Below are 24817 nucleotides of genomic sequence, written 5' to 3'. Positions count from 1 at the left end.
GGCCATTTTATCTCAGGGGTGTATCTTATTTAATCGTGGTCATCCACGGATATTTAACCTTACTTTGCTTTTAATAGTATTTTTTTGCCCACACAACGAAGAGGAGTTCAAATTTCAAGGCATGACCCGAATAGCACTTAATGTTTTCGTAGCCCGGTCTGCTTGCAGCCGGGAATGGAGACTTAGTTAGAACTTCCTCTGTGTAACGAGCGTCAATTCCCGGCTGCAAGCAGGCCGGGCTACAAATAGAATAAAAAAACCTTAAGTAAGTGCTGAGCCCATACCTGTTTCAGTCTATTAATTGGTTTCTGAGACTCATTTATTGGGGAGTTTGGTATAAACTGTCCGGATCAACTTCAGTACCAAAAATCACAAATTTCTTCTTTCTGCTTTTCTCTCCATGCATCAGTTGAACCTTACTGGCTGGGACATGAAATTGTTTCGCTAAAAATTTCTGTAATGCATCATTCGCTCGTCCATCAATAGGTGGAGCATTTAATCTAATTTTTAGAGCGCCATCATGGATGCCAACAATTTCTGTCGATTTCGCACCTGGCTGAACATAAATGAATACCGTTAGCTCATCACTTTTTCTGATGTACCACATTTCTTCCTCTAAGTTCTACAATCAGGGTTGAATTATCTCAAAACAAGTAATACTGAGATAGCACCACTGCACATATTTTTATAATAGTCGAGCGAAATGGGAAGATGATTTAGCCAAAGTCCCAAAATTTGATTGAATTCCAAACAGTCAGCAAAGATAAACTTCACGACATAATTTTTTCTTAATCAAAAAATGTTATTATTACACTCTTGTCACTATGTGTTTTTCTATGTCAATTGATAAAGCTATGTGGAATACTACTAACTTTCAAGACATTCATTAGTATGATTTTAAATTGAACTTTAAACGTTGCCTTAACCATTTTTCTGTAATAGAAAATTCTAAATTCGAGTTGTACCTATGAGCCTTACACCACTTCTGCAAAAACATGTTTTGTTAACGATTATCAATGAGGGACTTTATTTAGCCCAAAAGTTCGGATTTGAAAAGGGCGTTGATGATTTAATTACATTGAAAGACAAGGTGTCAAAGCTGCCCCATGATGAAACAATATTGAAAAAGATTATAGAAGACCAAAAGGATATTGTATTTACTGGACTTGCAGTAGTTTTTGGAAATGATGATTACGCAAAACATCTGAGGCATTTGTTTGACTCAGACGATAAGGAAATAAAGAAAATCTTAAAGAAAGATGCAAAAGAGATTCAGAAAGCGCTTACACAACACACTCAAAACGAAGTAAATAATTTTATAAAGGATAAACTTAAAGTTAGTAAAAAATACATTACAGAGGCTCAGGACATTTTCAAAAAAAATATGGAGTTCTTTGTGGTTAATTTTGCAGAGATTGCCAAACTGTTAGCAATGAATGACTCTCCTCAGAACTTCAATCTTTACGGAGTTCAGATTAATAGTTTATATAAATTGATAAAAATCTTAAATGGAATTAACACTAAACAACTGGCTTTACAGTTTCTTCCTTATTTTGAACAAGAGACATTTAATCCCCTTATAGTTAAAGCATTTTTTAATGCTGAAAAAACTGATGGCTTTTGCCGTCATTCAACGCTCCTGATTTTAATAGGAGAATTATTAACTGAAAAACATCCCTCGTTCACAACCATTGTTTCTGATTTTATTAAAGCACTTCCTGCCTCCAGTACCAAGAGTGGAGCGCTTTTAGTAAAGAATGACGCGCTTACCAGAGAGGCATTTATAGCCTTGGTTGACGATATCTTAAAGTTAGTTGGTAATTTTGAACTCTGCTTAAAGAGTGCTGCACAAGTCCTGGAAAATAGAGAAGAGGTAATCCGGGCATTACATACAACACAGGATATTTTCCTTAAAACCTTTTTTTATTTTGGCTGTGTATCACCCATACTAAAAAAGATTGAGCAGAATCTGCCAGACAACTGGCCTCAACAAACATCTAAAATGCTGCGACTGGAATTATCCTTTGCTTTGGATATTGTCGTAGGTTTACAAACGCCACGTAGTCTGGAAAAAATAAAAACAAGCGGCGTACTTTGCCCTGCTCTTTTAGAATTATGTACCAGCACTGAGTTACAGGTGAAGTCAGAACAATCGTTTGAACCCTTTATTCAAAATGTAGAACTGGAGCGCCCTGCCGAATCGAGTTCCAGCCATCAGAGTCAACCTGATCCTGACGAAAAACCGGGCAAGATCACGCCTAAGGAACAGGAAACTGATGCAGAGAAACTGTCCTTCTCAATGCACGATCTTTATTCTCGAAAGAGAATAGTCCGTTTTTACTCGGGCGCTGATAGTGACGCAAAGAAAGTGAGTCATCAGAAAATAACTTCTACGCCACGACAAAGAAAAAATGTTCAGGTACTATTTAATAAAAATGAAGCCACAGCAAGTTCTGCTCCTGTCGCAGAAGAATCAGATTCTTTAACACCTCAATAGAAGTGGCAAATGCAGGCTTTGAAATTTGAATCAAAAACACATAAACGCGATATTCAATTAAAAATTCACGATTCTGCTGTTTATGAGGCAAAATAAACCTGATTTTCAAGCGGGTATTTATTTTGGAGGTAATTTTCTACTTAAAATTTTATCTCAGAATAAAACCCCAGCAATGGATTAATAAGGTAATTTTTCTATAAAGTAATTTTCATCTATAAAATATGTCCGATTAAATTACGGATTTATAAAAATTAGAACCTATTTACATTCAAATAATTAATCTGTTATATTGCAATCCAAATTATAAACAAGTGGGTTATAAAACAAAATGACTGGAATTAAAATAGACAACACAATATTACCGCAAACAGAAGAGAGCGATGTTAAACCAATGTCCTTTTTAATGAAAATGGCAATGAATGAGTTTTTAATATTGCTATTAAGTACTTTTCGAACACAAGAAGAAGTAGTTGGTTATATTGCTCAGCATAAGATTAATTTATCTTCTCCAACTGTAGAATTTCCTTTAAGTACCAAGATGTTAGCATCAATGAATGCAAGCGAAGAAGGGCTTAGTGATGTACTGGATCAAAATAATATTTCTTCCGATGAGAAAGAAAAAATATTGGCTAATTTTAGATTTTTTTCCAAAGCTCCCAAACCAAGTGAAACCACAGCAAATACTACTACAAACTCATTGTCATAAATCTGATATAAAAGATAAAGGCCTGAATTTAGCATAAGCGAAGATTCAGGTGTCATAAATTTTATCTTAAAAAATATTATTATAAGCATTCACATTGCAATAATCATCATGTAAATCTAAATTATGAAATGTCATTTTAATAATATAAAAAATCCAGAGAAATATTAATAATAAGAAGTTGGAGCTATATCTTAATATAATGTGAGTTATGGATAAGAAGCTTGATTTACCTCGATCCGTTCGGGCTGAGTCGTCTCGAAGCCTTAGTACCATGCCAAGGCTTCGAGACAGCGCTATCGCGCTTCCTCAGCCCGAACGGCATCGAAGTAACGATTCGATAAAACCATCTTTGCGATTTGTTTTTGATTGGCCATTTAATGGTTTAAGATACAACAGGCACGGTTTATTTTGCTCATGTTACAAACAAATTAAGCCAACAATCAAGTGGGATCATACCGTAAACACAGTCCCTGCCAGTATAACTGTTCCGCTTCCTGACGGTCGCGGCTCGGTTTTCGTGCGTTCGTATTGACTTCATCGTGCACCGGAAACCGAGCCGCGACCGTCAGGAAGCGGAATTTTTGTTGCGGCACAGAGCCTTATTTATCATTGGTGTAAGGCATAGAGAGGTGATCAAAAGACAGCTGCAAGCAGACCATGTTACAAATTGTATACCCTGCCTGATGGAAAAGATACTGAACACATCTTGCGCAATACTCAAAACATGCTATAACGCTACCAATTAAAATAACTACTCATCGGATTTATTTTGTTGAACAATAAAAAAGAAGATTACTTAATCAGGAATTAATTTTAAGATGTATTTTACCTATCATTACAAACAACCGGACGAATATCGTTTTAGTCTTGATTCAATTCACCTGGCTCGCTTTGTTGCAGGGCAATTGGAATCCCGTACTGATCTTGATTCATTAAAAGTATTGGATCTCTGCGCTGGTTGTGGCGTTATTGGTATTGAATTGTCCTGGCATCTGCGTGCAATTCGGCACTTTGAGTTTATCGAGATTCAGGATGTTTATACTGAATATTTTTATCAGAATGTGGCTCATGTTAATCGTCCTGAATTACAGTTTTTCTGGCATCTTTTAAATTATGATGCATTACATAGCCCAAGCTGGTCAGATAGGTTTGATTTGATTGTCAGTAACCCACCCTACTTCATGGAAGGTCATGGGATGCTTTCACCGTCCACTTTTAAAAATCGCTGTCGCTTTTATCTGGACAGTTCTTTTCACAATTACATCAAGGCACTGGAAAATTCCCTTGCTCCCAAAGGCCGTGCTTATTTTTTATTACGACCATCAGAACATCATGGTTTTGACTTATTTGCTGATGTGCAAAAAACAGTACAAAACGCTGCTGTAAGCGTGAAAAAGATAACCCACATCCGCGGTTCAGATGTGATTTTATTAGAAAAAAAATAGTTATATATCAAAAGTAGACTGGATGAAGCGCAGCGCTGAATGCTCCTCCTCTTTTACCCCTGTAAAAAGGATGCAAATAAACAGGATGATCAGTACAAGTCCCCCCCCTTCCAAGCCACGTCGTCCTTCGCGCAAAAAGACGCGCTCAGGACGACGTGATATGGGAGAGCGGTCAAGGGGCCGGGAAATGAACCCTTCAATCCTAGCGTTTAATTCCCGCAGAAGAAGGGTTATGTATTTGTTTGTAGGTTTCTCTAGGCGTTTCTGAAGGATAGCCATATCCTTTGTCTGCAATTCGTTTCACGTTTTGCAGATAGCGTTCGCCCCATGCACCAGGATCAAAGTTAGTTACCACCACGTTGTAACTCAAATTGATGACCGATTCAAAAGCTTTTCTTTGCGCAATTTCATGTCCACCGAAAGCGACCTGAACTTCATCTTCCCCACTTACTCCCCCTGATTTCATGCGCTCAACGAGAATATGGATCATTTTTTCAATAGTAAAGAATAATTTGCACATGGACATTCCAGCACTATACATGTCTTCACTTTTAGAGCACGATAATCTGGAGCCAAAATCATGAATAGGATAAACAAATTCCAGGTCATTACTGCCAGGTATAGGCTCTGGCGGAATAATAATAGGAGGAGAAATAGTGTCTATGTGTGGTGATATGATATAGATATGAAAATCCGCCCAATGCCACCAGATTTGGTACACTCGTTCAACCAGAGTAATAGGATCGTTTAAATCCAACTCCATCGCCAACTTGCGATCAGCAATGTTAGATTCCACAAAACCCGGTTTCCCCATCTCTTCAGAGTCAGCCATTTATTTACCCAAGTTTTCACAGTGATATGGTTATATTAGCGCAAAATAGCAGGATGAGCACGAAAGATGCTTTAATATTAGGTAAAAAAGCTGTAATCAAGGCTACAAATCAATTTATATATTGGTAATATTCCGGTGGAGTACGGCATTTGAAACAGGCGCTCTGACAGCTTGTTTTTTCCTGACACTTTCTTATGGCTCCTTTGCTCACCCAAATATCCAGCATGGGTTGCAAAGCGGAAAGCTCGAGACGAAATTCGCGCGTCAGCTGTTGGGTACTGACCACACCTTCCCGGCAAATGTAATTACGAATTTGCAGCAGCATCGTGCCTCCCCATATTCTGCCCACTATAACGAAATACAGTGACCACCAGGATTACGCTCATCACCATGGCCGCTATCCACAAAATGCTCTGTTGCGGATGAACGAACAATTGTGCAGCCTGATAAAAAACAACAGCAGCAGCATAAGCCACGACAAAGGACCAGATAACAGAAGTCCACATGAATTGCTTATTCGCTTCCTGACGAATAACTGCCATGGTGGAAACACAAGGGATATAGAGCAAAACAAAGAGCAAATAGGCATAGGCCCCAACCTGACCATCAAAACGTTGCGCCATCATGCCATAAACAGATTGCGATACATCACTCTCCGCAGCACTGGCTAACACTGGATTCCATAAAGCTGAGCCCAATTGGGAAAGGTTATGAGGAATAGACCACAAAGCCGATTGCATACCACCCCAGAAATCAAAATGCGCTGCCGCAGCTTCTCCCAGATGCCCAACTTGGGCATAAAGGGAGTTTAAAGTACCTACCACTACTTCTTTAGCCAACATTCCGGTTAATAAACCAACCGTTGCAGGCCAGTTATCCTGATGAATTCCCATAGGACTGAAGAAAGGGGTAATCCACTGTCCCATCAAAGAAAGCAGGGATTGAGTGCTGGCTTCGCCTGAATTAATTCCGCCATCTAAAGTAATAGCGTTCAAACCGCCTAAAATAATACAAACAGGAATAATTAGCTTTCCTGCCCGAAAAACAAAGAAACGTAAGCGCATTGATGTTTCTCTGATTAAACGCTTCAAAGAAGGTTTATGGTAGGCCGGCAACTCAAGAATTAGAGGAGAGGCATGCCCCTTCAGGCTGGTTTTACGCAGGATAAGCCCGGTCAAAACCGCCATCAAAATTCCCACCAGATATAAAGAAAAGACAACGTTCTGGCCACCTGTAGGAAAAAAAGCCGCTACAAATACAGCATAAATAGCCAAACGAGCGCTGCAGGACATAAAAGGGCTCATCATGACCGTCAGCAAGCGATCACGTTCCGAATCCAGGGTACGAGCAGCCATAATCGCAGGCACATTACAACCAAAGCCCACAATCATGGGTACAAAGGATTTACCTGGCAACCCCATAGCGCGCATGGCTTTATCGACTACAAAAGCAGCACGAGCCATGTAACCGGAAGTCTCCAGCAGCGATAAAAAGAAAAACATGGAAGCAATAACCGGAATAAAGGTTAAGGTCGTGTTAATCCCTTTGCCCACTCCATTCGCAATAAGGGCAATCAGCCAGAGAGGTGCGTGTAATTGCTGTAGTAACCAGGCGCTACCCTGAACAAAGACTGTATCGGTACCTATATCAAAAAAGTCCTGAAATGCTCCACCAATATTAATAGCGAATAAGAACATCAAATACATCATGGCGAAAAAGATGGGCAACGCAAAAAAACGGTGCAAGACGATACGATCCAGTTTTGCGGTAAAATGTTCACTGGCATCACTGCGCTTTTGCTGCACTCTACTGACTACATCATGGATTTTCTGATAACGGGCATCGGCTAATAAAACATCAATGCCTAAATCATTATTATCCAAATCGACTTGAAACGATTCGTCCGTTAATAAAGTATCCCCTTCAGCAAGGCGGCGGGAATAATAACAGGCAAGAGCCGGGCTGTAGCCTTTAGCGATTAATTTCTGCTCCAGCTGCTCCAGAGCATTGTGCACTGGTTCAGACAAAGGTAACATCCAGGGAGCTATCTGTTCGGGCAAATTGGTCAAAGCCTGTTGCAACGCAGCAACACCAATATTTTTATGTGCCTGAATGGAAATAACAGGGCAACCTAATTGTTGTTCCAAAGCATTAATATCAATGCTTATGCCACGCTGTTGGGCAATATCCATCATATTGAGCGCCACAATAACAGGCTTGCCTAATTCCAAAAGCTGGCTGGTTAAATACAAATGCCGTTCCAGATGGCTGGCATCTATCACGTTAATAATGCAATCAGAATCAAGGGTTACTATGGAGCGTGCGGCAATTTGCTCATCCTGGCTTACGCCTTCTGCATTGGCCACCAGAGAATAAATTCCTGGTAAATCAGTGACTTCAATCTGTTGATGAGCAACAGCCATTGTTCCTGTTTTCTTTTCAACAGTCACACCCGGCCAATTTCCTACGCGTTGATTATCACCAGTCAGGGCATTAAATAATGTGGTTTTACCGCAATTAGGATTACCTACTAATAAAACATGAGTCATAAACGCTCCAAAACCAGGTGACTCGCTTCTTCTTTACGTAAAGTCAGTGAAGTGCCTCTTACTTCAATTTGCACAGGACAACCCAAAGGTGCCATACGCACTACTGAAAACTCAACACCACGGGTTACGCCTAAGGATAAAAGCCTGCGTCTGTATTGCAGTTCAGTCGCACCGAAATCCACCAGACGGACTTTGTCACCTTGTTTTAGTTCAGTAATGTGCATGTTGTACAGTAAAAAATGATTCAATCAGGATATTTTACCACAAATGATATCGAGAATCATTCTCAATTGATAAAAAAATTATCACATCATGCCATGTCATGGACAACGCGGCGCGGATGGCGACTCAGATAATCTACAGACTGCATTTCAGCCAGACGGCTTAAGGTGCGTTTAAACGTGTCTTTCATTTCACCTTTAACATAGAGCTCATCAATAGGGACTGCTGCGGAAATAACAATCTTGATTCCCCGGTCATACATGACATCGATGAAATGAATAAACATGATGGTTTGCAAGGTATGTTTTTCTGTCAAACAAGGAAGACCACTGACAAAAATGGTATCGAAGCGCTCGGCCATTTCCAGATAATCCAGTTGGCTTCTGGGAGGATTGCACAACACATCGAAAGCAAACCATATAGTTCGGTCACTGCATTTGAGATAGGCTACCTCTCTGTTTTGCACTGTAATAACGCCATCAATGGCTACCTCAGTGACCAATGAATTAAATTGGCGTTCCATCACCTCGGCCGTATGAGCATTGAGAGGGTATAAATAAGCATCCAGTAAAGGCGTGTGTCCGATGCGGTAATCTTTGTTAATGTTGAGATAAATAACATCACAATCTTTTTTAATAAAGGCAATGGCAGGTAAAAACCGGTCGCGCTGGACGCCATTCAAATACAAATCATCAGGTTTAGTATTAGACGAAATAACCAAAATCACCCCATGACTCTGTAATGCCAAAAACAATTCAGCAAGGATCATGGCATACGCTACATCGTGGACTAAAAATTCATCAAAACACAATAAACGTGTTGATTTGGCAATTTCTTTGGCGATGAGGCGTAAGGGATCTTTTTGCCCTTGTAATTGCCTTAATTTAAAATCAATCTGCTGCATGAAATGATGAAAATGGAAGCGGGCTTTCTTAGGCTCGGAAACATAATGATAAAACATATCCACAAGATAGGTTTTACCAACGCCTACTGGTCCATAAATGTATAAACCTTTAATCGTTTTTTTACCCCAGCTGAACCATGAAGTCGGCTCAGCCAATTCATCGGCAAGACGCTGCATCTGCGCCAACAGTTCTTTTTGACTGGGATCATCATTAATTTCACCACGTTGAACCGCAGCTTCATAGGCCATTAATAAAGTCATGCTCAAACCTGAGTACGAACATAGGCGATCAGTTTTTCTTTAAGCTCTATTAATTTGCCATGAAAAAAGTGACCTGTATCAGCAAATTCAATCACGGGGATCACAGGACTAGCCTCTTGGGCAAAATCAAGTACAAGCTCTGCCGGTACTACTTCATCCGCATCGCCCTGAACGATGAGCCATGGATTGGGTGAGGGCTGAAATTCTTTATAATCGTAATGATGTACTGGCGGGGCAATAGTAATCAACACCCCCTGCCCACATTGAGATGCGGTTCGGTAGGCAACGTAAGAGCCAAAAGAAAAGCCTGCAAAGATCAGTTTGATCTCAGACCGTTCTTTTTGCCACGCCTTGACCAAAGCCAGCATGTCTTCACTTTCACCAATTCCGTCATCGTAAACACCCGCAGATTGCCCCACGCCTCTGAAATTGAAACGCAATGAAGGAATACCCAGCTCTTTAAAAACACGAGCCATGGTAGTCACGACTTTATTGCTCATCGTGCCACCCTGCAGGGAATGAGGGTGCCCCAGAAAAGCAACATGATCACTCTGAATTGTTTCCGGTACAGTCAGTACAGCGTCCAGTGAGCCCGCCAAACCTTGCAAAGACAGAGGATGCTCGCCGGCCTTGTTTAATTTATCAGTGAATTGCATAAAAAACCCGTTACGATACTGTTTAGGCAATGATACCGCAGATTGAGTGCAGATATAACTGCCAGAGATACAAAGAGAAATAATCTGATGACAAGACTCTTCCTTCCATGGGGCCAAGAGGAGTAAGATGGAATCATTTCGAAGAGACTCACTTCCTGACCTCAGGAAAAAGACAGTCCAATGCCAGATAAAGGATCAACAGAATGAATGAATTGCAAGAAGCGTCTACAACAACACCCATAGTCGTTGCTCCCGAAGAGCAACCACGTTCCAAACGCTTGATGCTCTTGGTTGGTGTCCCTGCTTTTGCCCTGTTAGTCATAACCATGATGTATTTAATGGGTGGACGTTATGTAGAGACCGAAAATGCTTATGTTAAAGCAGATAAAATCCCCATAAGTTCGCAGGTTTCTGGTGTCATTCAAGAAACTTTGGTGCGGGAAAACCAAAATGTTACCAAGGGTCAACTCCTGTATCGTCTGGATCAGGAGCCATTTAAAGTCGCTCTGGCCAAAGCCGAATCCAAATTATCCCAGGTGCGCATTGATATTCTGGCCCTTAAGGCAAGCTATCGTGAAAAGCAGGCAGAAATCGATTTGGCGCGAACCAAATATAATTTTTCACTACGCAACAAACAACGTCAGACCGATCTTGCTGCAAAACATTTTACTTCAATGTCCAGTCTTGACGATGCAAAAGAAGGTGCGGAAATTGCCGCACAACAAGTTACGACCGTACAATATGATTTAAAACGTTTGGCTGAGTCATTGGCGGGCAGCGTAAACGAACCAGTTGAAAAGCATCCCAGCTACTTAATGGCTAAAGCAGAACTGGATCAAGCCAAACTCGATTTAGCTCATACGGAAATCAGGGCTCCCATATCAGGGACAATCAATGCTCCCCCAAAGCCTGGCCAATTTATTGGCGCCGGCAACATCACCATGACTTTAGTTACTAACGATCATCCCTGGGTTGAAGCTAATTTTACTGAAAAGGAGCTTACTAATGTACGCCCAGGGCAACAGGTAATTGCTACCATTGACCTTTATCCCGGTAAAAAATGGAAGGGCGTGGTGGAAAGTTTAAGTCCAGCCACCGGCTCTGAGTTTTCCATTATTCCAGCTCAGAACGCGACAGGGAACTGGGTGAAAATAGCCCAAAGAGTAGCAGTCCGGATAAAACTGATACCAGAAGCTGGCAGCCCGCAACTCAGATCAGGCTTAAGTTCCTGGGTAAAAATCGATACAAAAGACACTAATACAGCTAAAACAACCTGAGTGAATTTAAATGTCGAATGTTTTTAAGACATACAAAACACAACCCTCATCACAGGCAGTCTTCATCACCCTGTCCGTGATGCTGGCAACCATTATGCAGGCATTGGACACCACTATAGCCAATGTGGCCTTGCCACACATGCAAGGAGATATGGGGGCTACTCAAGAACAAATATCCTGGGTACTGACTTCCTATATCGTGGCTGCCGCCATTTTCATGCCGCTCACCGGTTTTTTAAGTAATCGTTTTGGCCGCAAACGCCTGTTCATCTGGTCAGTGGTTGGATTTACCATTGCCTCCATGCTTTGTGGCGCCGCTCAAAGTTTACCGCAAATTGTTTTATTCCGTTTGCTGCAGGGTGTTTTTGGAGCCAGTCTGGTTCCTGTTTCCCAATCCGTACTGTTGGATTCTTATCCTCCTGAAAAACATGGTTCCGCTATGGCCATTTGGGGAATGGGAATCATGGTAGGTCCCATTCTTGGACCATCGCTTGGCGGATGGCTCACTGAATACTACAACTGGCGCTGGGTATTTTATATTAATTTGCCTTTTGGCTTACTTGCCTGGCTAGGGTTAAATACGTTCTTACCGCCAGACAAACTGGAAAAAGGAACTCATTTTGATTTAATGGGCTTCGCATTCTTAAGTATTGCCATTGGCTCTTTGCAATTATGCCTAGACCGCGGTGAATCGCTGGATTGGTTAAACAGTAACGAAATTATCATTGAAGGAATTATTTCCGTACTGTGCCTTTATCTGTTCATTGTCCACATTCTGACTGACAAAAAGCCATTTATTGACCCTGGCATGTTCAAAGACCGCAATTTCAGTGTAAGCCTGCTTTTTATCTTTATGATTGGCATTATTTTACTGGCCACCATGGCTTTACTGCCACCCTTTTTACAAAGCCTGATGAATTACCCGGTCATTGATGTGGGACTGGTATTGGCTCCTAGAGGTGTAGGAACTATGTTGTCCATGATGATCGTTGGAAAACTATCGGGTAAAGCAGATTCACGCCATCTCATTTTTGCAGGTTTAATACTCACCAGTTATTCTTTATGGCTCATGACTTTATTCAATACCAATATCAGCGATTCCACCATTGTGTTTACAGGCATACTCCAGGGATTTGGCCTTGGCTTTATCTTTGTACCTTTATCCACTCTGGCTTTTGCAACCTTACCGGTCAAATACCGCAACGATGGTCCGCCCCTGTTCAGCTTGTTGAGAAACATAGGCAGCAGCATTGGCATTTCAATAGTCATGACCAAACTGGCACAAAACCTTCAAGCCAATCATGCAGCCTTTGCCAATTTTATTACTCCCTTTAATTTGAGTTTAAGACAGGCGAATGAAATGGGTGTGATGAAAACCGACTCTCTCCTGGGTCTCGCTTCTCTTAATGCAGAAGTAACCCGCCAGGCAGCTACTCTTGCCTACTTGCAGGATTTTCGTTTTATGATGTGGTTAGTGATAGCAACAATACCTTTACTCCTGTTTTTGAAACCACCCCCCAAAAAAGACCATGCAGAAACCACTGAAAAACTGCCTGAATTTGAAATGTAACCATTAGAATTGAGGGTTCTGAAAACAACCCATGCAAAAAATACTATCAAAATGCAATAAACAGGAGTATTTCCCCATGTCACCCAGAAGGTACTACTCTTTATTGGCTCAATAGAGGCATTTAAGACGCCTTCCGTGTCATGAGGCAAACTACTCACAATCTGCCCATGAGGAGTGATGACAGAGGACAAACCACTATTATTAGCAACAATTTGATAACGTCCTGTTTGTAGTGAGCGCGCTTGAGCGATTTGTAATTGCTGGTACGGCTGTATCGTCTTGCCAAACAAAGCATCGTCACTTATTGAAACAATCCACTGACCTTCAGGCAATTGTGACCGTATCATATCTTCAAAGGCTAATTCAAAACAAATTAAACTGACAAAGGGTATTTGGTGTGCCCGAACTAATTTCTGCTGCACTCCCCCTGGAAAAAAATCTGCCGTAGACAATGGAAACCACTGAGTAAACCGGGTTAAATATTGGGGAATATATTCGCCAAATAACACCAGATGATGTTTTAAATGTTGCCCAGTTGCTTTACCAACAGCATAAAGTGCATTGGCATATGAGGTATTTTTAGAATTCTTTGTAGCAACAGGTATTCCAAGCAGCAAAGCAGAGTGATGTGCTATCGCCTTAGCTTCCAATTTTTTTATATAAGGATGGAGATATTGTACCGCAACAGAAATAGCGGTTTCTGGAAGAACAATTAAGTCTCGCCCCAGGCTTTGATCAATTTTAGCTTCTATATTTTTTAATGTGGTAACAAATGACTCCTGATCCCATTTATTCTCAGTTGATTGATTGGGTTGAATTACAGCTACAGATAAAGCAAGCTCTTCAGGTACCGATGAATTCAAAATCACTCCAGGAATACATATCAACATAAGAAAGCAGAACTTCAGAGTAAGAGTATTCAATTGCGCTATTGAAGCTGAAATGATACAGGCTAAAAAGCCAGCCCCATATATGCCGATGTAAGGAATCGTTAAAGCCAATAAAGTATCTACCTGCGCATAACCCAGCAACATCCAGGGAAATCCCCCCATAAAGCAGGAACGGATCATTTCAGACACTGTCCATAAGCTCGCAAACAGAATGGGCAATAAAATCTGATGCAGATTTTTTTTGAGAAGATTAAAAAATAAGCTAACCAGTGCGGTAAAAAGCGACAAGTACATAATGAGAAGCATTGTTAAAAACAAAGCAACGGTTACTGTTTCAAATAAAGTGTGCAAAGCTCTATAGAGCCAGTTCATTGACAGCCCAAAAAAGCAAAGCCCGTAAAGAAAGCCCAGCCCAAATGACGATTGCTTACTACCAAGCAAAATCCAATAAAACAAAGCCAGACTAACAAACAAACAGGGTGTGATATGAAAGGGAGCGAATCCCAATGGAAGCATCAGGCCTGAAAGAAGAAGCAGAATACAGCAGGCTTTGGGTTCCAGGAGATTTGAAAATGACACTGTAGTTTTCATAAAATTAAGCCGTCATTTAAAGATAAATAACGGCTTTTTTCGCTTTTAGTCTTGTTGTTGCACTTCAAAAGTCACGTCTATAGGTGCTGTATTTGCCCCCTGAATGGTCAGTCGCATGGGGCCCACAGAAATCGCCTCTTCGTCAGCAAAAAATCGAATCGAACAGGAAGCTCCAGGACTTAAACGTTTAGCAGGAAGAATATAACACGGGGTAACTGAAGGTGCGGGCATACTGGGGTCGTATTGAACATAAATTAAACTGTCTACAGGGGGAGGAAAGACTCCTATGGCCATGCCGTTAGGTGGGGCTTGAGTAACAATTATATTTAAAGCAGTTTCAAAAGCTGATTTATTAGTAATGATCACATCTGCAAAATCAGAATATTCTGTGCTTAGTGGTTTCAACAAGACAGAACATGCAAAATTAAAACAATGTGCTTTTCCGCTACCAGGACTTACCGTAAGAGTAGCATTATCAGCAAATGCCGCAAAAATCCAGTTAAAACACACGACGAATAACAATATCTTTTTCATGAGCTAATCCTTAATATTTTATTAACCTTAGTTAGGGCACCATACAACTAATAGCGATACCAGTAATCACAGGTACGTAATTTACAATGACAAGGCTCGTATTTTGAGTAACAAGCATTTGATTCTGTGTTTGTGTCTGAAAATCAACGACTATGCCTGTAGTGGGTATGATAATGTTAACGCTTGGAGTGGTTGTAGCCGGTTTCGATACGGGTTCAGACAGTGTTATAGTGCTTCTTTCAAGAAAGTGCGGATCTTGGGTTACATCAACAGTCACGTTCTTTTTAGGTGGTTCTGGATCGGGTTCCGATAAATTAAAAGCAGTTGCCAGTCTGCTCTGAGCATATTTATTGCTGTTATTTGATCCTGTAGCCAGCAGTGTATTTGACAGAAAGCAACCTGCAATAAAGGTCATGATTAAGTATTTATTAAGATTATTCATAGTATTTTATCCATTATTATGAAGCCAGGCTCCGTTAGTCCATAGAATAAGTCAGAGCTGCCGAGGTCTGATTACTTTCATAAATACGCCCCGAATTATAATATCGATACTGTAGAATTAAAGACAATTTGTTAGTAACGAATTTCACGCCCCCTCCTGCCTGATAACCATTTTTCATTGCATTCAATTGCGGCAAAGAGCCATTGATTGTGGTAATCAAAGGCTGAGCCACTGAGGAGTTAACTGACTGGATGAGCCCAGCTGCCACAAAAGGCGCCACTTTATCAGTGACATTATATGAAAGTTGCGCGTTTTCCATCAGCCAGCTTGATTTACTGTTCTCGGAGGCTATAGGTTGAATGGCTGTTGGAAAGCGGTAATGAATAAAGTCGGGGGTATTAGTATAACTGTACAGGAAACCTAAACTTCCCTGAAATGTAAGTGAACCACGCTTTTTGGTATAAAGCGCATTCAGATTAGCGAACCAGTTATCCAGATTACTCCTTGCATAACCTAATGTTTGCTCAGGGGTTCCGGGAAAGACAAAAAGACTGGAGTTGACCTGATTATGACCATAACCACCGGTGAAATTAGCCATCCATTCTGTGTTTAAAAATTTGCTGACAGAAGCAAACAGCGTGTTGTTTTTAACCGATTGAGTTTGACTGGTATGGATGCTCGGATTTAACTGTGTCTGCGAACTCACATCGGAGTCTACATGATATATCCCTAATGCAGCCAAAACATTGTTACTGACAAAAAAACTGCTGGCGCTCACGCCATAAAGATTCGCATGACCGTCAAAGCGTTGAAAATTAGTTCCCGCAGTTGAATCGTAACTAAAATCCGTATAGCTATAAAACAGGCTCGGCAACAGGCTGGCATTTCGAACAGTACCAGAATTACCCATTTTATCCTGACTTGACACGTGTCCATAAGCTAATTCATGGCTAAAAAGCACCAAAATCCCCAAACCAAGTGCATTACTTATTTTCATAAAAATCTGTCCTTTTTGAGGGCATGATACGAAAAAAAATATGAAGAAGCAATCACTTAATCTTTCCTGAAACGACTTTAAGCCTCATTCGTTCCATGCTTGTTACTGGTCTCGCAATGATGGAGATCTTTCTTTGGTTTGACGCGTTGGTTCTTGAATTTCCTGATTAAAAAACAAGGGTTTTACAAACAGTTGTCTGGTTGATTTTTCCTGTCCCCACCCTTTGCACAGATTCAGCAGATCAGCATGCGCTATACCGTTTTTAAATCCGGCTCTCAGCGTGTGAATAAAATTAATCCAGCGATTAAATTCGCCAAGCAACTCACTTCGTCCCGCTACAATGTCACTTAATTCAGATGGACGCTGTTGATAAGACAGTTCATAAGCCAGGTCTTGTGAAAATTCCGGCATTCTTTTGAGAAACGATATCAAATCAGTATGCATTGTAACGGCGACACCTGCTTGTTTTTTCTTTTTTAAAATAATTGCCTCCAAAATGTCACCGCATTTTTCCATTAAATTGCGATCAGCACTTTCTGCCGCTGCGGCAAAAAGTGCATCAATAAAACTGACAGGGCCATAATCTTCCGGGTGTTTACTCAAATGTTCTTTTAAGTTGGCATTCATTCCAATAGCTGAAAACAAGGTGGCAAGGCGGTTGTAGTGCTCTTTTTGAGCTCGCGGCATGTCTTCATAACGTAGCAATCGATTAACCGGGCCTGACTGAAGCACGCTAAAGAGCAAGAGGCCAAAATGATAATCACCCCCATCCTTTTCCTGGTTTAATAAATCAATAATATCCATGATGAAATATAAAGAAGGGAGGAACTGTTCTGTTGGTTGGGTGAGGACGAATAATTGCAAATATCCAACCAACTGACGACTTACATTAGTGATCCAGGTTAAAGCATATTTATTTTTGCCGCCAAGAGTAAAATCATTAACACTGGCAAAAATATAAAAGAGACGAGTCAAATGGTGCAGTTCATCTGCGACTAAAATCAGCTTGTCATGTTCAGTTGCCTGTTGATAACGATGAAACGATTGCTCAAAAAAGAAGAGGAACGGTTCGTGCTCAACAAAATATTCCTCGTTGAGGAGTAGCAATTGCAGATCAATATTATTTTTTTCATGGTATTGCTGTTCTTCGCCACTAAGCATTTTTTTCAATGCTTCTCCATGCCGTTCAGGATTATTCTTATCTCTGATTTTCAGTTTCAAATAACGACCTTCAAATTTTTTATCCAGAGTGCTTCGTAAATTGGAACAGATATCATTCAAAACTCCATGCCCATAAACCATTTCTTTTATTTGCTTAAGAAACCGGGGCAAATCAAGTTCAACATACAGAATTACCGCAACAAATTTTTTAACCAAATCTTTGTACATTACAGAGTCAGGAATAGCTTCAGATAAATGACTGAGCAGATAATCAGGCAATGATTGATTATCTACGGTAATAGAAAGAACTCCATCAGAAATCAAACCGTTAATTTTTAACTTAAAGGCGACTACTGGTAAAGTCAGCGGCCAATTGACACTGTTGTCACTGTCCGAAAGAGAGCTGCTGGTGTTTGAACTGGTGAGTTCAGTAATGAGCTTCCCCTGTTTTTTGGAAAGCATCATACGCGGGCTAAGAAATTTTTTCTCGTCAGGAAGACTGCGGCTTGAATCAGGACCGTCTTTATTATCAACCGTTTTAGGCAAGTTCAGCGAAAACGAAACACTTCGGGATCCTGTTTTTTTCATGTTTACATCCTTATAGTATCATTTTGTCCATGATCTGCGTTCGAGAAAGCAAAACCGTCGATCAAGCAAAACAAAATCATTATGGACAAAATAATAACATAAATAACAATCAAATTGCAATATTTTTGTTCAATTATGATTGAGAGATCCATCATTACCACCACACTTGGGTTGTAGCCCGGTCTGCTTGCAGCCGGGGGGGTGCTACTTCGATCCCGGCTGCAAGCAGACCGGGCTACAATCCCTGCCAGTATAACTGTTCCGCTTCCTAACGGTCGCGGCTCGGTTTTCGTGCGTTCGTATTGACTTCATCGTGCACCAGAAACCGAGCCGCGACCGTCAGGAAGCGGAATTTTTGTTGAGGCACAGAGTCTAATTTAGACTTCGTAGCCCGCATTAGTTAGGCGTAGCCATAATACGGGAATGAGTTCATTGCCACTCTGGCACAATCTCTCGGAAACCCCTTAACCTAAGCGGGTCTTTTAGGGCGTTGTGCGCAGGGACGCGCACACCGACCGCATGGATGCAGGTTTCCCTAAAAGACCCGCTTAGGTTAAGGGGTTTCTTGCTCAGGACTCGAACTTCTGGGAGTCATATTTAAAGTTCGTTGCCACTTCGATCCCGGCTGCAAGCAGACCGGGCTACGGCATTGTGCCCCGACCTGATTCATGTCGTGGACTTGCTGAACTTTTGGTTATATCATATTAAATGACGCGCTGACCTGCGGGCAGCGACTTTATTATTCTCATTTTTGGAGGACTTGATCCATGCGACAGGTACCTGAATCAAAGCGGTTCCCCTGTATTAATGCTATGTCTCTTTTTTCAGGGAGAGCAGCATGAAAATACATGATTTTAAAAGAAAAAAACAAGAACAAAGCAAAATTTCCATGCTAACCTGCTACGATTATCCTTCAGCCTGCATTGTGGCTGAATCAAATATCGATTGCGTTTTGGTTGGAGATTCTGTCGCCATGGCAGTACACGGCCATGAAACCACCATTATGGCCTCCATTGAAATGATGGTGCTGCATACTCAAGCGGTTGCACGCGGTTTGAAAACCCAGTTTTTAATTGCTGATTTACCTTTTTTAAGCCATAAAACCTCACATACCCAAACTATTGATCACGTTAAAGCATTATTACAGGCCGGTGCTCATGCGGTAAAAATTGAAGGCGCTGATGCAGATACCTGTAACACTATATCTTATCTGGTCAATGCAGGAATCCCCGTCATAGGCCATATTGGCTTGACACCACAATCCATCCACCAATTAGGCGGTTACAGGGTACAAGGAAAAAATCAGGAGCAGGCGGACAGCCTGTTACAGCAAGCTCGTGCCCTGGAACAAGCCGGATGCTTCGCTGTAGTCATTGAATGTGTCCCGCAACAATTGGCAAAAAGGATTACTGAGGCACTGGAAATACCCACAATAGGAATTGGTGCAGGTTCAGACACCGATGGCCAAGTGCTGGTATGGCACGACATGCTGGGTTTACAAACGTCATTCAATCCCAGATTTGTCAAACGATATGCCCAGGGGAAACAGGTTATCCTTGATGCCTTGAACACTTATGCTCAGGAAGTGCAGCAAGTGAATTTTCCTACCACTGATTACGCGTTTTAAAAGAGAGAATCATGCAAATTTTTCATAACCTTGAGGAATGGATAGCATTCCGTGCGACTCTTCCTGCCCAATGTACATTGGGCTTTGCTCCAACCATGGGCAACCTTCACGCCGGCCATGCGTCTTTGTTTTTAGCCAGCAGTAAAGAAAATGATTATACCGTTTCCAGCCTGTTTATTAACCCGACTCAATTTAATCGTCCTGATGATTTTGAACATTATCCAAGAACCTTGGAGGCAGATATTAAGCTCATGACTGATTCAGGTGTGGATTTTTGTATTTTGCCCAATGAAAAAGAAATCTATGCTGATGGCTACACTTATCAGGTACAGGAAAATAGCCTCTGTCAGTTAATGGAAGGCAAACACCGACCTGGCCATTTTAATGGGGTGTTAACCGTAGTAATGAAATTACTGAACTTGACCCGACCTACCACTGCTTATTTTGGTGAAAAAGATTATCAGCAATACCTATTGATTCGCGGCATGGCTCAGGCTTTATTCATGAATGTGGCCATAAAATCCTGCCCAACCATCCGGGAAGAAAGCGGCCTGGCATTCAGTTCACGCAATAATCGCCTGACTCCGGAACAAAAAATACTGGCAGAAGAATTTGCCAGGATATTCCATCAGGATAAAGCTTGTGCCATGATAATTGAAGAACTCAATGCACAGGGAATTAAAGTGGATTATATTGAAGAACATCAAGGCAGAAAATTCGCCGCAGTCATGATTGGCGACATTCGTTTAATTGATAATTATTCCCTCTGATGATCCAGACCAACTGGTATGTCATCACAGGAGCCCCTTCTTCTGGTAAAACGACTTTAATTAATCATTTAGCTAAGGCAGGTTACCAGACGGCTCCTGAAGTGGCCCGAGAATACATCAACGGCTTATTAGCCAATAATCATACTTTAGATGAACTGCGTCAGAATAACTGGAAATTACAAAGAGGAATTCTGGCTCTGGTTCTGAAAAGAGAACGGCGTCTTTCGCCTGATGAATTGATTTTTTTTGATAGAGGCACTCCCGACAGTTTAGGCTATTTTAGCTATTATCAACTTAAATCAGATCAAATCATTTCCAGTTGCCAGCGCACCCAATACAAAAAATTGTTTTTCTGCCATCAACTGCCTTTGGAGTATGATTCCGTGCGCGTAGAAGATAACATCAGCGCGCAACAAATTGGCCAACACATTTATGCAGCTTATAAACGATTGGGCTATGAATTGATTGAACTACCGGCAATCCCCATCCAGGAGCGCCTGGACATTATTTTTTCTCATCTGAACAATACGTAGCCCGGTCTGCTTGCAGCCAGGATGAAAAGTTCAATTGAAGCACCGATCCCGGTTGCGAGCAACCGGGCTACGATTAAGACAATTCTGGCATGCCTTCTTCATCATCGGTAGCAATCGGTTGAACCAGTTGCTGATAAGTATTGGTAACTAATGTCGATTGCGCCGGAATCCCGGACCATTTAAAAAAATTAATTCTCTTAAATTGAATCTTTTCCAATGCCCTGTTTTTGACTGTACATTGAAATTGCTGCAGCAATTACAGCTGCTTTATGTTGTGGAAGTGACTTATTAGAATATCTCAGCCATTCAGGATGTTCTTCAACCAAATTGGTAGTCAATTTTCCTTCTTTGAACTCTGTGGATTGAATCATTTCCAAATAATAGGGAATTGTGGTTTTAACGCCAAACATGCGCATTTCCTCAAGCGCACGGCGTGCCCGGCGCAATACTGAAGGCCAATCCAAAGCCCAAACCGTCAGTTTGGCACATAAGGAATCGTAATCAGGAGGAATGCTGTACCCGGTATAAATAGCACTGTCAGTGCGCACACCAGGCCCACCGGGAGCATAATAACGCGTAATACGTCCAAAGCTGGGTAAAAAATCATTTTGCGGATCTTCAGCATTAATACGAAACTCTATGGCATAACCCCTGTGCATGATCTCTTTCTGGGTCATAGCCAATTTCTCACCGTAGGCAATACGGATTTGCTCTTGAACTATATCAATACCTGTAATCTGTTCGGTTACGGGATGCTCCACCTGCAAACGCGTGTTCATCTCCATAAAGTAGGCTTGATTCTGTTGGTCTAAAATAAATTCTACGGTTCCCGCATTGGTATAACCGACCTGTTGTGCAGCTCTTACCGCATAATCAAAGAGCAACTGGCGAGTTGCATCATCTAACAAAGGTGATGGTGCAATTTCAACCAGCTTCTGATGACGGCGTTGCACAGAACAATCACGTTCAAATAAATGCACTACATTGCCGTGATGATCTGCCAAAATCTGCACCTCAATATGACGAGGATTTACAATAAATTGTTCCATGTACACATGAGCGTTGCCAAATGCCTTTTCAGCTTCAGATTGCACACGTGCAAATTGTTGTTTTACCTGAGTGTCATCATGACAGAGACGAATTCCTCGACCACCACCGCCAAAGGTGGCTTTCAACAACACGGGATAACCCAGCTTCTGAGCACAGGCCACAGCTTCATCTGTTGTTTCCAGATTGCCATCACTACCAGGAATAGTAGGTATGTTGGCTTTTTGCATCGCATCCCTTGCAGCAACCTTGGAACCCATAGCTGCAATCACAGCAGAAGAGGGGCCAATAAAAACAATCCCTGCGTCTTCACAGTCTTTGGCAAACTCGGGATTTTCTGACAAAAAACCATACCCAGGATGAATGGCTTCGCAACCTGCAGCCTTGGCGCATTCAATAATACGCCGGCCATTAAGATAGGCTTCTAACGGTTTTTTGCTCAGGCAATGTGAGTGAGAGGCGCGTTTTACATGTAAGGCAAATCGATCGGCTTCACTATGAATAGTCACAGCAGCAATACCCATTTCTTTACAGGCACGCACAATGCGCAAGGCGATTTCACCACGATTTGCTATCAGAATTTTTTTAAACATGTAATCCCTTTTTGTTTCTTGGTATTCCTAAAAAATTTCTTTGAGGAACAGTTCCATTGCCAGCCAGGAGCGCTCTGCAGCCAAGGCGTTATATACCAGGCCTGCCTGTGTATCATGTGCCTGGGGATTAGTGAATGCATGCTGTACATGTCCGTACATATGCACTTGCCAATCCGCCTTGGCTTCTGTCATTTCATGGCAAAATTCGTTGACTTGCTCCGGTTGTGCCATAGGATCATCATAACCATGCAACACCAGAATCCTGGCTTTAATTGTTTCAGGTTGCAAATCAGGCTTGCCTAGTAAACCATGGAAACTGACCGCTCCACGAAGTTCCGCACCACTGCGTGCCAAATCCAGAGCACATAAACCACCGAAACAAAACCCGATGACGGCAATACGATTTTTATCTACTTCAGGCATTGCTTTAACCGCATCAAAAGCAGCGCGAAGCCGATTCCTTAACAGCATTCTGTCATTAACCAAAGGGTGCATGAGTGCCGTTTTTTCTTCTGTGCTCTCTCCGAGACGACCCTGGCCATAAACATCAGAAGCAAAACCAATGTATCCCATTTCTGCCAGCTTTTTCGCTTTATCACAGGCAAATTCATTGCGACCACTCCAGTCATGGGCCACAATGACTGCTGGGCGAGGTGTTCCCGAATCTTTTTGAAAAGCTACAAAGCCATGTAGTTCTTCGCTCTCGTGATGATAAATATGATTTGATGTGTGCATGCACTATTCCCCAAAATTAAAATCTGTTGCAAATAGTCTAGGACAATTAAAAGAAAAGTCTACCCTAAACACTGATGAAGCTTTTTGAGAATTGTTGAAAAAAAACTACCCAATTCCTGAATTTCCAGTATTATGGGCTTTTTAATTACAACGAGATGGAATTCATGTGGGATTGGATAAAAAACTTTCTTAACAGACTTACGAGCCCTGATGATGAATCGCCTGCGGATAATCATCACGATATTGAACGTGGGACACCCCCACCCATCTTAAACAGAGATATCATCATCAGAGAGGAAACAACAAGAAAACGTAAAAGACATCAGCCTGATGTCATTCCTGATAAAACTGTTGCTGACAAAAAGGCTTTGGCTAAAAAAACAAAACTCGAGCAACAAAAAATACAACGGGAAAAAAGTGCAACACATTCAAATAGAGTGAATGAATACACCAATCTCGCCCAAACCTATGGCGGATTATTTTCTCTGGCAACCGCCATGTCTGCTGTCAGTAAAACCGCAGGTAGTGTGAATTTTGGCTGGGTATTTTTTCTGGGTGGAATAGTTAAAGGTTTTGGCAGCCTTGTTAATATATTCCGCGGTGATCGCTCCATTGCTGGTCCTTTGGGTTTGATAGAAGCCCCAATTGAAATGGTACTGGGTGCAGCGATGACAGCAATCAGCTCAATTTTACTTACAATGGATAGCGATGATCCTGCATACATGAGGCTGCAGATTACTAACGGTATTCTGGCAGCAATGATTACCGGCCTGTTATCAGTGGAGCAGGGGTACCATCGCATCAGAACAATGTTTGAGACAAAAAATGAAGCCTCTGCGCCAGGTATAAAAACAGCCAGCCTTGTAACAGATAAAGAGGCAGAAAAAGAAAAAGAACAATTAAGGCATAGAAAAATGTGTGCCCAAAGTTCGCATCAGGTGAATGATTACATCAACATGGCTCAAAGTTATGCCGGTCTTTTTTCCTTGTCTACCGCCATGAGCATGGGCAACCCAACAGCAGGCAGCGAAAACTATGGCTGGATTTTATTTCTTGGCGGCCTTATGAAAGGTTTTGGAAGTGGGGTTAACATTATTCGCGGAGACCGTTCCATTGCAGGGCCATTGGGGTTGATTGAAGCCCCCATTGAAATGCTTCTGGGAGCAGCGATGTTAGCTACAAGTTCGACATTGTTAACGATGAATCAGGATGACCCTTCCTATAATGCCCTGCAAATTACCAATGGTATTTTATCCGGTATGGCTTCGGGGTTACTCACTCTGGAACAAGGTTATCATAAAATCAGAACAGCTAACGAAGAGACACCAGCTCCGGCAATCTATTTAAAATAGTTCGGATTTAATTTTTCCTTCCCTTTTTAATTTTGGTC

At 41.6% G+C, this 24817-nt stretch carries 22 protein-coding genes and 1 pseudogene; 9 read left to right on the top strand and 14 right to left on the bottom strand.

Annotated features, from left to right (window positions below; all coding sequences use genetic code 11):
- Positions 1 to 319: 319 nt before the first annotated feature.
- Complete coding sequence (locus B094_RS0101605; RefSeq protein ID WP_018576039.1) at positions 320 to 607, bottom strand: DUF167 domain-containing protein; 288 nt, start codon at positions 605 to 607, stop codon at positions 320 to 322.
- 360 nt (positions 608 to 967) lie between these two features.
- Here B094_RS0101605 and B094_RS0101600 point away from each other — a divergent pair, with 360 nt between their 5' ends.
- The 3 genes from B094_RS0101600 to B094_RS0101585 all read left to right on the top strand — a co-directional run bounded on the left by B094_RS0101600 (position 968) and on the right by B094_RS0101585 (position 4648).
- Complete coding sequence (locus B094_RS0101600; RefSeq protein WP_018576038.1) at positions 968 to 2497, top strand: hypothetical protein; 1530 nt, start codon at positions 968 to 970, stop codon at positions 2495 to 2497.
- Between the two features lie 328 nt (positions 2498 to 2825).
- Positions 2826 to 3203 carry a hypothetical protein gene (locus B094_RS0101590; RefSeq protein WP_018576037.1) on the top strand — a complete coding sequence of 126 codons (378 nt, stop codon included), beginning with the start codon at positions 2826 to 2828 and terminating at the stop codon, positions 3201 to 3203.
- A gap of 818 nt (positions 3204 to 4021) precedes the next feature.
- Positions 4022 to 4648, top strand: a complete 627-nt coding sequence (locus B094_RS0101585) for a methyltransferase (RefSeq protein WP_018576036.1) — start codon at positions 4022 to 4024, stop codon at positions 4646 to 4648.
- Between the two features lie 202 nt (positions 4649 to 4850).
- Here the strand turns inward: B094_RS0101585 and B094_RS0101580 are convergent, their stop codons facing one another.
- From B094_RS0101580 to B094_RS0101555, 6 genes are all read right to left on the bottom strand, one after another.
- Positions 4851 to 5480: a hypothetical protein gene (locus B094_RS0101580; RefSeq protein ID WP_018576035.1), complete on the bottom strand. Its 630-nt coding sequence runs from the start codon at positions 5478 to 5480 to the stop codon at positions 4851 to 4853.
- Between the two features lie 109 nt (positions 5481 to 5589).
- On the bottom strand, positions 5590 to 5805 hold the full coding sequence (locus B094_RS0101575; protein WP_018576034.1) for a FeoC-like transcriptional regulator: 216 nt from the start codon (positions 5803 to 5805) through the stop codon (positions 5590 to 5592).
- Complete coding sequence (gene feoB, locus B094_RS0101570; protein WP_018576033.1) at positions 5786 to 8029, bottom strand: Fe(2+) transporter permease subunit FeoB; 2244 nt, start codon at positions 8027 to 8029, stop codon at positions 5786 to 5788. Before feoB ends, B094_RS0101575 begins: the two co-directional genes overlap by 20 nt.
- On the bottom strand, positions 8026 to 8253 hold the full coding sequence (locus tag B094_RS0101565; protein WP_018576032.1) for a FeoA family protein: 228 nt from the start codon (positions 8251 to 8253) through the stop codon (positions 8026 to 8028). The genes feoB and B094_RS0101565 overlap by 4 nt, the downstream gene beginning before the upstream one ends.
- Before the next feature lie 86 nt (positions 8254 to 8339).
- A complete protein-coding gene (zapE, locus tag B094_RS0101560) occupies positions 8340 to 9416 on the bottom strand; it encodes a cell division protein ZapE (protein ID WP_018576031.1) in 1077 nt (358 codons plus the stop codon).
- A 2-nt stretch (positions 9417 to 9418) separates the two neighbouring features.
- On the bottom strand, positions 9419 to 10072 hold the full coding sequence (locus B094_RS0101555; RefSeq protein WP_018576030.1) for an alpha/beta hydrolase: 654 nt from the start codon (positions 10070 to 10072) through the stop codon (positions 9419 to 9421).
- Between the two features lie 203 nt (positions 10073 to 10275).
- On the opposite strand from B094_RS0101555, the gene B094_RS0101550 reads away from it, so the two are divergent.
- Positions 10276 to 11349, top strand: coding sequence for an efflux RND transporter periplasmic adaptor subunit (locus B094_RS0101550; RefSeq protein WP_018576029.1), 1074 nt, complete (start codon positions 10276 to 10278; stop codon positions 11347 to 11349).
- 10 nt (positions 11350 to 11359) lie between these two features.
- The gene (locus tag B094_RS0101545; protein ID WP_018576028.1) at positions 11360 to 12919 is read left to right on the top strand and encodes a DHA2 family efflux MFS transporter permease subunit; all 1560 of its coding nucleotides are present in this window, start codon (positions 11360 to 11362) and stop codon (positions 12917 to 12919) included.
- A gap of 119 nt (positions 12920 to 13038) precedes the next feature.
- On the opposite strand, the pseudogene lnt reads toward B094_RS0101545, so the two are convergent.
- From lnt to B094_RS0101520, 5 genes and pseudogenes are all read right to left on the bottom strand, one after another.
- Positions 13039 to 14325: pseudogene (lnt, locus tag B094_RS17530) on the bottom strand (apolipoprotein N-acyltransferase); the annotation flags it as partial.
- Positions 14326 to 14445: 120 nt separating this feature from the next.
- On the bottom strand, positions 14446 to 14934 hold the full coding sequence (locus tag B094_RS0101535) for a hypothetical protein (RefSeq protein WP_018576025.1): 489 nt from the start codon (positions 14932 to 14934) through the stop codon (positions 14446 to 14448).
- Positions 14935 to 14965: 31 nt separating this feature from the next.
- Positions 14966 to 15376 (bottom strand): hypothetical protein, encoded by a 411-nt coding sequence (locus B094_RS0101530; protein WP_018576024.1) that lies wholly within the window; start codon positions 15374 to 15376, stop codon positions 14966 to 14968.
- 34 nt (positions 15377 to 15410) lie between these two features.
- Positions 15411 to 16373 carry an autotransporter outer membrane beta-barrel domain-containing protein gene (locus B094_RS0101525; protein WP_018576023.1) on the bottom strand — a complete coding sequence of 321 codons (963 nt, stop codon included), beginning with the start codon at positions 16371 to 16373 and terminating at the stop codon, positions 15411 to 15413.
- A gap of 102 nt (positions 16374 to 16475) precedes the next feature.
- The gene (locus B094_RS0101520) at positions 16476 to 18122 is read right to left on the bottom strand and encodes a hypothetical protein (protein WP_018576022.1); all 1647 of its coding nucleotides are present in this window, start codon (positions 18120 to 18122) and stop codon (positions 16476 to 16478) included.
- Positions 18123 to 18960: 838 nt separating this feature from the next.
- Between B094_RS0101520 and panB the strand changes: the two genes are divergently transcribed.
- From panB to B094_RS0101505, 3 genes are read left to right on the top strand one after another with little or no spacing between them, the layout of a single operon-like run.
- Positions 18961 to 19749 carry a 3-methyl-2-oxobutanoate hydroxymethyltransferase gene (panB, locus tag B094_RS0101515; RefSeq protein WP_018576021.1) on the top strand — a complete coding sequence of 263 codons (789 nt, stop codon included), beginning with the start codon at positions 18961 to 18963 and terminating at the stop codon, positions 19747 to 19749.
- A gap of 11 nt (positions 19750 to 19760) precedes the next feature.
- Positions 19761 to 20519, top strand: coding sequence for a pantoate--beta-alanine ligase (gene panC, locus B094_RS0101510; protein WP_018576020.1), 759 nt, complete (start codon positions 19761 to 19763; stop codon positions 20517 to 20519).
- Positions 20519 to 21052 (top strand): AAA family ATPase, encoded by a 534-nt coding sequence (locus B094_RS0101505; RefSeq protein ID WP_018576019.1) that lies wholly within the window; start codon positions 20519 to 20521, stop codon positions 21050 to 21052. Before panC ends, B094_RS0101505 begins: the two co-directional genes overlap by 1 nt.
- Positions 21053 to 21249: 197 nt before the next feature.
- Here the strand turns inward: B094_RS0101505 and B094_RS0101500 are convergent, their stop codons facing one another.
- Together B094_RS0101500 and B094_RS0101495 are read right to left on the bottom strand one after the other, a co-directional pair.
- Positions 21250 to 22692 (bottom strand): acetyl-CoA carboxylase biotin carboxylase subunit, encoded by a 1443-nt coding sequence (locus tag B094_RS0101500; RefSeq protein ID WP_018576018.1) that lies wholly within the window; start codon positions 22690 to 22692, stop codon positions 21250 to 21252.
- Positions 22693 to 22719: 27 nt separating this feature from the next.
- Positions 22720 to 23427, bottom strand: a complete 708-nt coding sequence (locus tag B094_RS0101495; RefSeq protein WP_018576017.1) for a dienelactone hydrolase family protein — start codon at positions 23425 to 23427, stop codon at positions 22720 to 22722.
- 164 nt (positions 23428 to 23591) lie between these two features.
- Here B094_RS0101495 and B094_RS0101490 point away from each other — a divergent pair, with 164 nt between their 5' ends.
- Positions 23592 to 24779, top strand: a complete 1188-nt coding sequence (locus B094_RS0101490) for a hypothetical protein (RefSeq protein ID WP_018576016.1) — start codon at positions 23592 to 23594, stop codon at positions 24777 to 24779.
- Positions 24780 to 24817 lie beyond the last annotated feature (38 nt).

It is taken from the genome of Legionella shakespearei DSM 23087 (assembly GCF_000373765.1).
Taxonomy (GTDB): Bacteria; Pseudomonadota; Gammaproteobacteria; order Legionellales; family Legionellaceae; genus Legionella; species Legionella shakespearei.
Note: the sequence above shows the minus strand (reverse complement) of the source record. Positions and strands in the feature narration are given on the sequence as shown.

Excerpts from the sequence above, each read along its gene's own strand:
- B094_RS0101605 (WP_018576039.1), bottom strand. The coding sequence starts at position 607 with ATGTGGTACATCAGAAAAAGTGATGAGCTAACGGTATTCATTTATGTT.
- B094_RS0101600 (WP_018576038.1), top strand. The coding sequence starts at position 968 with ATGAGCCTTACACCACTTCTGCAAAAACATGTTTTGTTAACGATTATC.
- B094_RS0101590 (WP_018576037.1), top strand. The coding sequence starts at position 2,826 with ATGACTGGAATTAAAATAGACAACACAATATTACCGCAAACAGAAGAG.
- B094_RS0101585 (WP_018576036.1), top strand. The coding sequence starts at position 4,022 with ATGTATTTTACCTATCATTACAAACAACCGGACGAATATCGTTTTAGT.
- B094_RS0101580 (WP_018576035.1), bottom strand. The coding sequence starts at position 5,480 with ATGGCTGACTCTGAAGAGATGGGGAAACCGGGTTTTGTGGAATCTAAC.
- B094_RS0101575 (WP_018576034.1), bottom strand. The coding sequence starts at position 5,805 with ATGCTGCTGCAAATTCGTAATTACATTTGCCGGGAAGGTGTGGTCAGT.
- feoB (WP_018576033.1), bottom strand. The coding sequence starts at position 8,029 with ATGACTCATGTTTTATTAGTAGGTAATCCTAATTGCGGTAAAACCACA.
- B094_RS0101565 (WP_018576032.1), bottom strand. The coding sequence starts at position 8,253 with ATGCACATTACTGAACTAAAACAAGGTGACAAAGTCCGTCTGGTGGAT.
- zapE (WP_018576031.1), bottom strand. The coding sequence starts at position 9,416 with ATGACTTTATTAATGGCCTATGAAGCTGCGGTTCAACGTGGTGAAATT.
- B094_RS0101555 (WP_018576030.1), bottom strand. The coding sequence starts at position 10,072 with ATGCAATTCACTGATAAATTAAACAAGGCCGGCGAGCATCCTCTGTCT.
- B094_RS0101550 (WP_018576029.1), top strand. The coding sequence starts at position 10,276 with ATGAATGAATTGCAAGAAGCGTCTACAACAACACCCATAGTCGTTGCT.
- B094_RS0101545 (WP_018576028.1), top strand. The coding sequence starts at position 11,360 with ATGTCGAATGTTTTTAAGACATACAAAACACAACCCTCATCACAGGCA.
- B094_RS0101535 (WP_018576025.1), bottom strand. The coding sequence starts at position 14,934 with ATGAAAAAGATATTGTTATTCGTCGTGTGTTTTAACTGGATTTTTGCG.
- B094_RS0101530 (WP_018576024.1), bottom strand. The coding sequence starts at position 15,376 with ATGAATAATCTTAATAAATACTTAATCATGACCTTTATTGCAGGTTGC.
- B094_RS0101525 (WP_018576023.1), bottom strand. The coding sequence starts at position 16,373 with ATGAAAATAAGTAATGCACTTGGTTTGGGGATTTTGGTGCTTTTTAGC.
- B094_RS0101520 (WP_018576022.1), bottom strand. The coding sequence starts at position 18,122 with ATGAAAAAAACAGGATCCCGAAGTGTTTCGTTTTCGCTGAACTTGCCT.
- panB (WP_018576021.1), top strand. The coding sequence starts at position 18,961 with ATGAAAATACATGATTTTAAAAGAAAAAAACAAGAACAAAGCAAAATT.
- panC (WP_018576020.1), top strand. The coding sequence starts at position 19,761 with ATGCAAATTTTTCATAACCTTGAGGAATGGATAGCATTCCGTGCGACT.
- B094_RS0101505 (WP_018576019.1), top strand. The coding sequence starts at position 20,519 with ATGATCCAGACCAACTGGTATGTCATCACAGGAGCCCCTTCTTCTGGT.
- B094_RS0101500 (WP_018576018.1), bottom strand. The coding sequence starts at position 22,692 with ATGTTTAAAAAAATTCTGATAGCAAATCGTGGTGAAATCGCCTTGCGC.
- B094_RS0101495 (WP_018576017.1), bottom strand. The coding sequence starts at position 23,427 with ATGCACACATCAAATCATATTTATCATCACGAGAGCGAAGAACTACAT.
- B094_RS0101490 (WP_018576016.1), top strand. The coding sequence starts at position 23,592 with ATGTGGGATTGGATAAAAAACTTTCTTAACAGACTTACGAGCCCTGAT.